This is a genomic window from Microcystis sp. CS-574 (genome assembly GCF_028329095.1).
In the GTDB taxonomy this organism is placed as follows: domain Bacteria; phylum Cyanobacteriota; class Cyanobacteriia; order Cyanobacteriales; family Microcystaceae; genus Microcystis; species Microcystis ichthyoblabe_A.
This window is the reverse complement of record NZ_JAQMSY010000182.1, coordinates 1-10745: the sequence shown is the minus strand read 5'-3', so window position 1 is coordinate 10745 and position 10745 is coordinate 1. Positions and strand designations below refer to the sequence as shown.

The 10745-nt window shown below is 38.6% G+C and carries 14 protein-coding genes; 8 read left to right on the top strand and 6 right to left on the bottom strand.

The features are described from left to right. A partial coding sequence (locus PN470_RS14760; RefSeq protein WP_272104736.1) for an AAA-like domain-containing protein occupies positions 1 to 1036 on the bottom strand: 1036 nt, incomplete at its 3' end. Between the two features lie 70 nt (positions 1037 to 1106). After that, positions 1107 to 1391: a hypothetical protein gene (locus PN470_RS14755; RefSeq protein ID WP_016515349.1), complete on the bottom strand. Its 285-nt coding sequence runs from the start codon at positions 1389 to 1391 to the stop codon at positions 1107 to 1109. 70 nt (positions 1392 to 1461) lie between these two features. Between PN470_RS14755 and PN470_RS14750 the strand changes: the two genes are divergently transcribed. Both PN470_RS14750 and PN470_RS14745 read left to right on the top strand, forming a co-directional pair. Next, complete coding sequence (locus PN470_RS14750; protein ID WP_002751127.1) at positions 1462 to 1686, top strand: AbrB/MazE/SpoVT family DNA-binding domain-containing protein; 225 nt, start codon at positions 1462 to 1464, stop codon at positions 1684 to 1686. Next, a complete protein-coding gene (locus tag PN470_RS14745) occupies positions 1683 to 2075 on the top strand; it encodes a type II toxin-antitoxin system death-on-curing family toxin (protein WP_002751129.1) in 393 nt (130 codons plus the stop codon). The genes PN470_RS14750 and PN470_RS14745 overlap by 4 nt, the downstream gene beginning before the upstream one ends. Here the strand turns inward: PN470_RS14745 and PN470_RS14740 are convergent. Continuing rightward, positions 2072 to 2194: a hypothetical protein gene (locus tag PN470_RS14740; protein ID WP_258012269.1), complete on the bottom strand. Its 123-nt coding sequence runs from the start codon at positions 2192 to 2194 to the stop codon at positions 2072 to 2074. The two genes, PN470_RS14745 and PN470_RS14740, sit on opposite strands and share 4 nt — an antisense overlap. A 214-nt stretch (positions 2195 to 2408) precedes the next feature. Here PN470_RS14740 and PN470_RS14735 point away from each other — a divergent pair, with 214 nt between their 5' ends. The 3 genes from PN470_RS14735 to PN470_RS14725 all read left to right on the top strand — a co-directional run bounded on the left by PN470_RS14735 (position 2409) and on the right by PN470_RS14725 (position 3672). Further along, entirely contained in the window at positions 2409 to 2903 is a 495-nt protein-coding gene (locus PN470_RS14735) for a GUN4 domain-containing protein (RefSeq protein WP_081330839.1), read from the top strand. Between the two features lie 282 nt (positions 2904 to 3185). Continuing rightward, positions 3186 to 3413 (top strand): hypothetical protein, encoded by a 228-nt coding sequence (locus tag PN470_RS14730; RefSeq protein WP_002734104.1) that lies wholly within the window; start codon positions 3186 to 3188, stop codon positions 3411 to 3413. Further along, positions 3388 to 3672, top strand: coding sequence for a type II toxin-antitoxin system RelE family toxin (locus PN470_RS14725; protein ID WP_103112907.1), 285 nt, complete (start codon positions 3388 to 3390; stop codon positions 3670 to 3672). Before PN470_RS14730 ends, PN470_RS14725 begins: the two co-directional genes overlap by 26 nt. A gap of 124 nt (positions 3673 to 3796) precedes the next feature. Here the strand turns inward: PN470_RS14725 and PN470_RS14720 are convergent, their stop codons facing one another. Then, on the bottom strand, positions 3797 to 5353 hold the full coding sequence (locus PN470_RS14720; RefSeq protein ID WP_271936215.1) for an AAA-like domain-containing protein: 1557 nt from the start codon (positions 5351 to 5353) through the stop codon (positions 3797 to 3799). 360 nt (positions 5354 to 5713) lie between these two features. On the opposite strand from PN470_RS14720, the gene PN470_RS14715 reads away from it, so the two are divergent. Further along, positions 5714 to 6967: a competence/damage-inducible protein A gene (locus tag PN470_RS14715; protein ID WP_271936217.1), complete on the top strand. Its 1254-nt coding sequence runs from the start codon at positions 5714 to 5716 to the stop codon at positions 6965 to 6967. A gap of 411 nt (positions 6968 to 7378) precedes the next feature. On the opposite strand, the gene PN470_RS14710 is transcribed toward PN470_RS14715, so the two are convergent. After that, positions 7379 to 8974: an Hsp70 family protein gene (locus PN470_RS14710; protein WP_271936218.1), complete on the bottom strand. Its 1596-nt coding sequence runs from the start codon at positions 8972 to 8974 to the stop codon at positions 7379 to 7381. 187 nt (positions 8975 to 9161) lie between these two features. Between PN470_RS14710 and PN470_RS14705 the strand changes: the two genes are divergently transcribed. Beyond that, the gene (locus PN470_RS14705) at positions 9162 to 9761 is read left to right on the top strand and encodes a Uma2 family endonuclease (protein ID WP_149107853.1); all 600 of its coding nucleotides are present in this window, start codon (positions 9162 to 9164) and stop codon (positions 9759 to 9761) included. A 99-nt stretch (positions 9762 to 9860) separates the two neighbouring features. After that, entirely contained in the window at positions 9861 to 10328 is a 468-nt protein-coding gene (locus PN470_RS14700) for a DUF29 domain-containing protein (RefSeq protein WP_271936221.1), read from the top strand. A 77-nt stretch (positions 10329 to 10405) separates the two neighbouring features. On the opposite strand, the gene PN470_RS14695 is transcribed toward PN470_RS14700, so the two are convergent. Further along, positions 10406 to 10745: Uma2 family endonuclease (locus tag PN470_RS14695; RefSeq protein WP_271936223.1), on the bottom strand; the 340-nt coding region annotated here is incomplete at its 5' end.

Below are 10745 nucleotides of genomic sequence, written 5' to 3'. Positions count from 1 at the left end.
TGGGGTTAGAAATAACTAATCCCCCCATCGGATCACGTCGTAATAATCCTAAATCTATTAAATATTGCCTATCATCTGCTAGGGTATCGGGTAAGGTTTGCCCTGCTAAAATTGGTTCAATAATGTTTTTAACTCGTTTTTCTCTGAGTTTTTCCGCTAAACTATCTAAATGAGTATCCTGACGAGCAATTAATATTTCCTTAGCTTGTAAAATATGTTCTTTGGTAATAGCGATATTTCTATCTTTTACCATTTTTTCTACAATTTCTTTAGCTAAAGCATTGACTAACCAAGGTTGTCCTTGGGTTAAATCAAACGCTGTTTCTATTGCTTCTGGTGTGAAAATTTGTCCAGTTGCTGCTGTATGTTGTTGATATAATTCTCCTACTTCTGCAAGATTAAAATTTCGCATGGTAAGAGAAGCAACTTTTATATTAAAAGGACTGGATGTATTTAATCTATCACTATCACCAGATGCTACTTTATAATCTCTCACATCTCGTAAACCAATTAATCCTACTGACGAGGGAAAATTTTCAGGACGGTTAGGAAAACCATCTCTTAACTGTCGTAAAACTGATATTAATGTTTGGTCTTGTAAAGAGTCAATTTCATCTATAAATAATACTAAAGGGCGGTTTAAGGATGTTGCCCAATCTGATAAAAAAGCCTTAATTCTGCTTCCCGGTTGTTCCTGTTGCCATTGTTTAGCAGCTGGTTGCAATTCTTTAGGTAAGCGGATATTTATTGTATCATACCATGCCCCTAAAATTGCCAATTCTGCGGCAGTAGGATCATGATTAAATGCACTTCCTACTTCCACTGATACCATGACTGCGGCATAATTTCCGGTGTCGGTAAGTTGTTTTGCTAGGGATAACATAGCGGTGGTTTTCCCTGTTTGTCGTGGTGCGTGTAGGACAAAGTAACTTTCTTGTTTAATTAAATCCTCTAAATCTGGTAATCGTACTGTGGGAGATAACATATAGTGGATATCGTCTTTACAGGGACCGGCAATATTAAACCAGCGAGTCATAGAATTTTGGCAGTGGGTGAACTCTTTAAGTTTACACTATCTATAATTATGTTGGTATCAAGCAAGATTTTCACAGGTTATGTTTCTCCTTTAAATATTCCCATTTAGCTTGATCTGGATCAAAATCAGGAGGTGCAGGTTGGGTTTTCTCAAACCAGTTTTGCAAAACCTTGATTTTAGTTGGTCTTTTTGGTGTTTCTGGTGCTGATTCAGTGGTTAGGGTTGTGGTATGATCAAGGGTATCTGTAGCTGCCCAAACTACAATTTCCCCTTTTCTGGGGGGTAAATTCAGGGGTTCGGTAATTACTAAGTTACCAGATTGATCAATTTTTCCTTTGAGTTTGTATGCTTGCATGATGTTTTTCATGAGACTCTAGTTTTTATATTATTATCTCAAATTGACTGAATTGGAGGTTATTAACTGAATGTACACCTTAAAAATTAGTAGAGTTGGAAATTCCTTGGCTATAACATTACCTCAAGAAGCTCTGGAAAAACTTAAAGTTCAAGAAGGAGACAGTGTATTTGTCACTGAAACACCAACAGGTATTATTATAACTGCTGGTAATCCTGATTTTGAAAAAGCAATGGAGGCTTACAGAAAAGTCAGCACAAAATACAGAAATGCACTTCATGAGTTAGGGAAATGAATGGAATTTTCTGGTTAGATGAAATAATTGTTAAAGCTATACATGAAGACCAATTAATACAGCATGGTGGTCTTGCAGGTGTGCGAGATAACAATTTGTTTTTAGCTAGTTTAGATAGACCAAAAAATTTACTTGCTTATGGTGAACCTACACCCAGTATATTTGATTTAGCTGCGGCTTATGGTTATGGATTTGCTAAAAATCATGCTTTTATAGATGGTAATAAACGGGTAGCTTTCGTAGTAATGGCTATCTTTCTGGAATTAAATGGATATTCGTTAGATGTTCCAGAACCCGAAGTTGTTTTAATAATGGAACGACTAGCAAACGGTCAAGAAAGTCAAGAAACTATATCAGAATGGCTGCGAGAAAATTCTATTAAATATTAAAGGTTATCTGTGGCTGCCCAAACTACAATTTCCACGTTTCTGGGGGTTAAATTCAGGGGTTCGGTAATCAGCAAGTTACCAGATTGATCAATTTTTCCTTTGAGTTTGTATGCTTGCATGATATTTTTTTAGGACTTACGCAAAAGGGAACGAAAGTAGGGGTAATTCATGAATTACCCCTACGCAAGAATAAGGTTTTCAGTCACATCTTGCGTAAGTCCTAAATATAAAATGGTGATTTTTCCGCTCTTTCGCATCAAGACTTGTGGAGTGTAACCTATGTTAGGATGTCTCTAGTATATTTCTTAAAAATTAATCTACAGGAATATCACTATGAGCTTACAGCGAGAGGTAGAATTAAAATCAGATGCAGGAATGGACTACAGCAAACTCCGTGACTTACTCAAAGCTGGGAAATGGAAAGAAGCGGATGAGGAAACAGCAAGGGTAATGTTAGCGGTTGCAAACCTCGAAGAAGAAAGTTGGTTAGATAATGAACACATTGATAATTTTCCCTGTGCAGACCTCCGCACCATTGACCAATTGTGGGTAAAATACAGTAATGGTAGATTTGGGTTTTCTGTTCAGAAACGCATTTATCAGGGTTTAGGGGGAACGAGAGAATATAACCGAGAAATCTGGGAAAAGTTCGGGGACAAGGTAGGATGGAGAGAAGGAGGAAGCTGGTTGTCTTACATTGATATTACTTTTGAGATGAAAGCACCTAAAGGCCAACTCCCATGTGATTGTTGGGGTTTTTGGTTTTTTAGGAATGATTTTTCGTTTGGGTCTTCTCTCGCGTCGAGACTTGTAGATTGTAACCTGTAAAGGTTACAAGAAAATATTAAGTTTGTAGGGTGCGTTAGGAACGCAAAAAGATTATAAAATATACAAATAAATTAAATACGCGACGTAACGCACCATTATTATTAAATGAGATTTTTAAAAACATAATAAAATAAATTATTTAGTAAATATGAGGTGCGTTACGCTGTCGCTAACACACCCTACAAATTATCTATTACATCAGAAGATTAATAACAGAAGTCGCGGATCTAAATTTTCTCAGAATCAGATATAATCAAATTGGGTAAATAACCAAAATAATCTATGAATACGTTAGAACTTCGTGAACAAATCCAAAAATATGTTGAACAACTGTCACCAGAAAAATTACTCGTAGCAGTTGATTTTTTAGCATATTTGGCAACAAGAGAAGATGATGCTACTCAAGAGTTATTAGAGATTGTAGGATTTAAAGAAAATTTTGATCATGCTAGAGAAAATGTAAAACAAGGAAAGGTGATTACTGTTGACAAACTTAAACGAAAATATTAATTATACTGTTGTTATTAGTATTGATGCAGGGGAGTTTTTTGAATCTGCTTCTGCTACTTTACAAAAAAAGTTAGATAGATATTTTGAACGTTTAAAAATTAATCCTCGTAATCATCCTAATATAAAATCTCTCAAAGGTGAGTTATCAGGTTATTATCGTTATCGAGTAGGTGACTATAGAGTTATTTATGAAATTAATGATGATTTAAAACTGGTAACGATAATTTTTATCGCCCATAGAAGTAAAGTTTATGAATAGCTGAAATAAAAATTAAGCAGCCAATTCTGTAGGGTGTGTTAATTAAATGCAACGTACCTTATAAATTCACCGTTAAATATCTTTGAAAAAAGCATTGTTTCCAAAAATACTTCATTTAAAACACTCAAGCTCTAATCACAGTAATTCTATATTGATTTTCCGTCACCACAACTTCAGTGGATAACCTTTCTTCCATTGGTAAAGCATTTTTCCGCCTATCAAAGATAAATAACCAACCAAAATCTAAACCCAAACGCCCTAAATAAGATTCTAATTGTTCAATTCCGTCAGCTTGCGGATTGCGTTTTTTATCCCGCCATACTTTCAATTCAATCCCTAAAATTACATCTTTATACTGTAAACATAAATCCATTCTGTCGCTACCAATGGCATATTCCCTTTCTAAAACTCCCCCACCATTAATCACACGATGTAAAAAAGCCATTAATACAATATGCGGTGCGATTTCATGATAGCCAGTGCTACCTAATAACGGTTCTCCGTGCTGTCGCCAAAACTTGAGAAATGCTGTTAATAAAGCATCTAGATTTAACTCCCCTTCCAGTGTTAACCAAGTCGGTGCAATCATTGGTAAAGAAGCCATTGGTGTGACTGTTAAAACTCTGGGTAACACTTCCCGATAAATGGGATTAGCAATAGTTAAACCTCCGTAGGGGTGCATTTTACATAATCCTAAATCAATGACAAATTGAATATCATCATTAGGTATATTCCCTAATTCTAAACCGGCTAACATCGGTTCAATAATGGCTTTAATTCTTGGTTCTCTTAACCTTTCCGCTAAACTATCTAAATGAGTATCCTGACGAGCTATTAATATTTCTTTGGCTGTTAAAATATGTTCTTTAGTAATAGGAATACTTCTATCTTTCACCATTTTTTCTACAATTTCTTTAGCTAAAGCATTGACTAGCCAAGGTTGTCCTTGGGTTAAATCAAACGCTGTTTCTATTGCTTCTGGTGTGAAAATTTGTCCAGTTGCTGCTGTATGTTTTTGATATAATTCTCCCACTTCTGCAAGATTAAAATTTCGCATAGTCAGAGAAGCAACTTTTATATTAAAAGGACTGGATGTATTTAATCTATCACTACCTCCCGATGCTACTTTATAATCTCGCACATCTCGTAAACCAATTAATCCTACAGATGAGGGAAAATTTTCTGGACGATTAGGAAAACCATCTCTTAACTGTCGTAAAACTGATATTAATGTTTGGTCTTGTAAAGAGTCAATTTCATCTATAAATAATACTATGGGACGATTGATAGCTTTTGCCCAATCTGATAAAAAAGCCTTGATTCTGCTTCCTGCTTCTTCCTGTTGCCATTCTTTTACAGGTGGTTGCAATTCTTTAGGTAAACGAATATTTATTGTATTATACCATGCCCCTAAAATTGCCAATTCTGCGGCACTAGGATCATGATTAAATGCACTTCCTACTTCCACTGATACCATGACTGCGGCATAATTTCCTGTAGCAGTAAGTTGTTTTGCTAGGGCTAACATTGCGGTGGTTTTCCCTGTCTGTCGTGGTGCGTGAAGGACAAAATAACTACGTTGTTGAATTAGCTCCTCTAAATCTGGTAATCGCACTGTGGGAGAGAGCATATAGTGGATATCGTCTTTACAGGGACCGGCAATATTAAACCAGCGAGTCATAGCATTTTATTATTTAGTGGACATTTTAATTTTAGATGATTTTGGTGTGGTTTGTGATGGCAGCAAGGAAGAGGTGATGCTCGGCCATACTTTGTTATGCTTGATTATGATCAATTATTGCTATATAAGGCAATAATGCGCTGATTTTACGTTTGCTAATGGGTAGTGATACTAAATCTGGTTATTAAAAGTGGCATTTAATATACAAGACTTTGATTGTTGATAGCTTACTGGTATAATGTGGGAGCGCATTGATATGGTTAACTTCCATGACCATCGTTACCTAAACCCGATCGAACGATGGTGACAGGAGATCAGTTGATGATCAAAATTGAAAATTTAAGCTAATTGTCAAAAATTATGGCCGCTGAAATTATTTGTGTAGGAACGGAATTATTATTAGGGGATATAGTTAATACTAATGCCCAATATTTAGCTCTAGAATTGGCAAAATTAGGCATTCCCCATTATTATCAAACGGTGGTGGGGGATAATGTAGAAAGACTGAAAAAAGCGATCGCTATTGCCCGAGAACGTTCCTCAATTTTAATTTTTACCGGGGGACTCGGACCTACTCCCGACGATTTAACCACAGAAACAATCGCCGATTTTTTCCAAACGCCCCTTAGAGAAGATAAAGAGATTTTAGCAGAAATCGAGGCTAAATTTACGAGTTTAGGGCGAGAAATGCCTCCTAGTAACAGTAAACAGGCTTTAATACCCGTGGGAGCCGATTTTTTGCCAAATCCGACCGGAACCGCCCCCGGCATGATCTGGCAACCAGAGACTAACGTAACTATTCTCACTTTCCCCGGAGTACCCTCAGAAATGAAGAGAATGTGGGTAGAAACGGCCATTCCTTACCTAAAAAGTCAAGGATGGGGCAAAGAGAGGATTTATAGTCGTTCTCTGAAATTTCGCGGTATCGGTGAGTCAGCTTTAGCGGAAAAAGTTGCCCATTTATTTGATCTGACTAATCCCACCGTTGCCCCCTATGCTGGTTTAGGCGAAGTGCGTTTGCGAATTGCGACGAAAGCCCCTTCTTTAGAGGCTGCTTTGCAGGTAATTGAACCGGTAGCGACGGAAATTAAGGAAATCGCCGGATTAGATTATTTTGGGGCCGATGATGATACTTTACCCTCGGTAGTGGGGGAACTGTTGCGGCGACAAAAACAAACTTTGAGTGTGGCAGAATCCTGTACCGGAGGGGGATTAGGGGAAATTATCACCCAAATCGCCGGCAGTTCCGATTATTTTTGGGGTGGGGTTATTTCCTACGATAATCGGGTAAAAGTTGCCCTCTTAGACGTAAATGAGCAGGATTTAAATAATGTCGGGGCTGTCAGTGCCATTGTTGCCCAACAGATGGCTCTAGGAGTGCAAAAACGCCTCGCTACCGATTGGGGGATCAGTATCACGGGTATTGCCGGACCGGGAGGTGGCAGCGAGACAAAACCCGTGGGCCTAGTTTATATCGGTTTAGCCGATCCTCGGCGAAATGTTACCGTATCAGAGCATCGTTTCGGAGAAAATCGATCTCGCTTGACTATTCGCCAGATTAGTGCCTATACCGCCCTCGATCGCCTACGACGGAACTTATTAACAATATCTTAAAAAAGAATTACCAAGAATATATACTCAGACTAAAAAGTTATGTTAAGCTTAATATAAGTACAAGATATAGATTCCCCCGTTCGTCAGATTGAACAGCTAAACGATGAAAATCAGTTAAAATTCTCTAGAATAAAGCTGTTGCGGGGATCAATCGACGAAAACTCATAGCTAGTATCTCAAAGGAGCCATTTGGTCAATGGACTATTTAGATGAAGTGATAGAAAAATTGAGAGAATGGGCGCGCAAACTGGTCGAGAGTGTTTTTGGTCCGGAACCCGAACCCGAACCCGAACTAATCCCGATCCCCGTGCGCGATCACAGTCGATAAAGCCACCAGTAAAACAGAATATTGCGATAATATCAGTGCAAACTTACTATGAGTCTGCACTTGATTTTTAGGTGAAGCCGGGTCTAGCTTAATTTGGTGACAATTTGATTATTTAGTAACAATTCTTGACTGAGTAAATCTTCCACATTAATCCGCAGAAAACACTGATCATCAATCCAGAACTGCACTTTAATGCGATCTTTACCCCGGAAACCTAAAGGAGCGAGTTTAGCGATCGAACGGGCTCCCTCGCGATCATTTAAGGGTTGGACGCTAGTTTCTCCATTACTCAGGGAACGAGTAATTAATTTATCACCATCAAAATAAACCTCCATTGCTCCACTTTCTGTGCCTAATTCGCCGATAATTAACTCAATGCTGGGTTGATTGTCCACGGAAGCACCTAGGACTAATTCCAGGGGTTTTTCCATAGGATAGGGTTGTCCGGAGTTAATAATCGGATGCCAAGCGTGGGCATTTTTGCGACGATTCCAGTAACGAATGCCGTAGCTATGATAGAGAAAATCCTTGACTTGATAACCTTGGGCTAATTGTAACGCTCCCAAAGCGATCGCTTCAAAGGGTCGATCCTCTTTAATTTTACTACTATCAAAATACTGTCGCACCCAATCTTTTACCGCCGGAATTTGTACGGTTCCCCCGACTAATAACACCGCATCGATATCGCTAACTTCAACTGCATTGCGTCTTCCCTGTTGCAAAACTCCCGTCATTAAATCATCTAATTGATTAAAAAAGTTTTGTTGTTGGAGAATATCGGTCAATTGTTCTCGATCTAAGCTTAACTCGTAACTCTCGAAATTTTCCTGATCAAAATATACCTCCTCGGCGGTTAATTGGGAAGAAAGTTTAATTTTTAATCTTTCTGCTAGACGAGTAGTCAAGGAAGTTTTCGCTAAAGATTGCTTTTGGGCAAAATAATTGACAATCCAATCATCGATATCTGACCCCCCTAAATTTATCCCCGCCTTGGCTAAAACCCTCGCTAGTTTAGTTTTTTGGGCGGAATTATTGCCTAAAAGTTTTTCTCCCCACTTGAGAATAAAACCTTGATTTTTTTGAGGATTATCTAAATCTAATTGTACCAAAGAAAGATCGAGAGTGCCACCGCCAAAATCTACCACTAAAATCAGCTGATCACCCGTGGTTCCATAACCCAAAGCGGCGGCCGTGGGTTCATCAATTAGTCGAATTTGTTCGATTTCCCATCCCTGACAAACATTGCTTAACCAATTGCGGTAACTTTCAAAACTATCGACGGGAACGGTTAAAACTAGAGATTGGGGGGTTTCTGGGGTGGTGTTTTTTAATTGGTCGATGATGCTATCGAGAAACCATTGGCCAACCCCCTCGAAACTGAGGACAGTTTCTTCTAATTCTGGTAAAAATCCTTGAATTTTTGCGCCGATACCTCGTTTAAAGCGACGAAAAAAACGCGGATCTCGATCGATATCTAAACCCCGATCGCGCACTGCTTGACCGGCAATTACTTGCAGAGGATTGGCTGATTTAATATAGAGTAAACTGGGAATTAGGGGCGGATTGTCGGCTATTTGTTGGGATAACTCCGATAATTTCACGGTTTCGGCCCTATTTGTCGCCCCATTCCAACGAGTAATGACGGTATTGCTGGTTCCGAAATCAATAGCGTAGAACACGATCGATAGTTTTTAGGTAAATTTAGTTAATTATTGGCTATTGTAACCTGTTATTTAGTGAAACCGCCCGATTGAGGTGGAAGTTTCCCTAAAAAATCGGGAATTTGTTCAGCGCAAGCTAAAGAATTCTGTGCAGAAACTTGACCAATAATCTTTAATAGTATAAGTTGCACCTGATCAAAGGATTATGTTAGCAGTTACTACCTCACCCGAAACCCTCTCCTTAGAAATTCCTAGCGCGATCGCTCTCTCTATCACCCTTGAACAGTTTGAAGCCCTTGCGGAGGTCAACCGGGACTTAAAATTAGAACGTACAGCCCAAGGAGAATTAATCGTGAATCCCCCGACAGGTGGCGAATCAGGACAGCGAAATTTTCGTATAACAGGACAATTGTTTCGCTGGTGCGAAGAAAATGAAGCTTTAGGAGTCGGGTTTGACTCTTCCACTGGATTTATACTGCCAAATGGGGCGATTCGTTCTCCCGATCTATCTTGGGTGAGTCGAGAACGCTGGGAATCTTTAACCCCTAAGCAGAAAAAAGGATTTATTCCCCTCTGTCCCGATTTTGTGGTGGAATTGCGCTCTGAATCCGATAGTCTTGACAAATTACAGAAAAAACTGCTTGAGTATAGGGAAAATGGCGCAAGGTTAGGCTGGTTAATCGATCCCCAGAATCGGCAAGTTGAAATTTATCGTCAAGGAAAGGAAGTAGATATCTTAGAAAATCCCACTGATTTATCGGGTGAAGATGTTTTACCTAATTTTAGCTTAAATTTAAAGCTCTGATGTTTTCGGGAGTAATCCTGCGATATTCTGCCAATGTTTTTGAGATCGGGGAGTCGCTTTAAAATTATCTAAGAATTCTTTTTTCTAGGTCATCATCAAATGAGCATCGAAAAGTCTTTAGTTTCCTCAGGTAAAAGTCTTTATCAAGAAGATTTCTACCGATGGTTACAAGAAACCGCTAATTTACTCAAAGAACATCGTTTTGAAAAATTAGACTTAGAAAATTTGATCGAAGAAATTGAAACGATGGGAAGGAGTGAAAAACGAGAACTAGAAAGTCGCTTAACCGTCATTGCCGAACATTTGCTTAAATTGACTTACTGGCTAACTGAAAAGGAAGCAAATGCTCAAGGATGGCGCAGCACAGTTGTTGAACAACGCCGACAAGTTCAACGCTTATTAAAAGAGAGTCCAAGTCTGAGAAGATTGATTCCTGAAATCTGGATAGATTGTTACCAAGCAGCCAGAGAAGATACGGTTAGAAAGTATCAAATTTCTGCTGATTTATTCCCAATTGAATCACCCTTTACCCTTGCAGAAATCCTTGATTCTGACTATCTTCCTTAAAACTCAAGTTTGGTATTTTATCGATGAAGACAATGCCTAACAAAGCCAAGCGTTAAACGGCAATCACTACCTCTGATTTACCAAATCAAAGTAAGATTTAAACTAAATTCTGGCAGAATACTTTCGCCCGATAAACTTTCTGGATTAGTTAAAATTTCTACTGCCTGTCCTTGACGATAAATTTCTACTTCTCTAATTTTTCTATTGATTAACCAACCTAAACGAGTCCCATTATCTAAATATTCCTGCATTTTTTTCCTAGCGGTTTCTAGGCTATCACTAGGAGACATTAATTCAATGACAAAATCGGGAGATAGAGGTAAAAATCTTTCCTTTTGTTGCGGGGTTAAAGCTTGCCATTTTTCTAAAGGTATCCAAGCAGCATCGGGAGAGCGATCGGCCCCATTCGGTAGTTTA

Excerpts from the sequence above, each read along its gene's own strand:
- PN470_RS14755 (WP_016515349.1), bottom strand. The coding sequence starts at position 1,391 with ATGCAAGCATACAAACTCAAAGGAAAAATTGATCAATCTGGTAACTTA.
- PN470_RS14750 (WP_002751127.1), top strand. The coding sequence starts at position 1,462 with ATGTACACCTTAAAAATTAGTAGAGTTGGAAATTCCTTGGCTATAACA.
- PN470_RS14745 (WP_002751129.1), top strand. The coding sequence starts at position 1,683 with ATGAATGGAATTTTCTGGTTAGATGAAATAATTGTTAAAGCTATACAT.
- PN470_RS14740 (WP_258012269.1), bottom strand. The coding sequence starts at position 2,194 with ATGCAAGCATACAAACTCAAAGGAAAAATTGATCAATCTGGTAACTTG.
- PN470_RS14735 (WP_081330839.1), top strand. The coding sequence starts at position 2,409 with ATGAGCTTACAGCGAGAGGTAGAATTAAAATCAGATGCAGGAATGGAC.
- PN470_RS14730 (WP_002734104.1), top strand. The coding sequence starts at position 3,186 with ATGAATACGTTAGAACTTCGTGAACAAATCCAAAAATATGTTGAACAA.
- PN470_RS14720 (WP_271936215.1), bottom strand. The coding sequence starts at position 5,353 with ATGACTCGCTGGTTTAATATTGCCGGTCCCTGTAAAGACGATATCCAC.
- PN470_RS14715 (WP_271936217.1), top strand. The coding sequence starts at position 5,714 with ATGGCCGCTGAAATTATTTGTGTAGGAACGGAATTATTATTAGGGGAT.
- PN470_RS14705 (WP_149107853.1), top strand. The coding sequence starts at position 9,162 with ATGTTAGCAGTTACTACCTCACCCGAAACCCTCTCCTTAGAAATTCCT.
- PN470_RS14700 (WP_271936221.1), top strand. The coding sequence starts at position 9,861 with ATGAGCATCGAAAAGTCTTTAGTTTCCTCAGGTAAAAGTCTTTATCAA.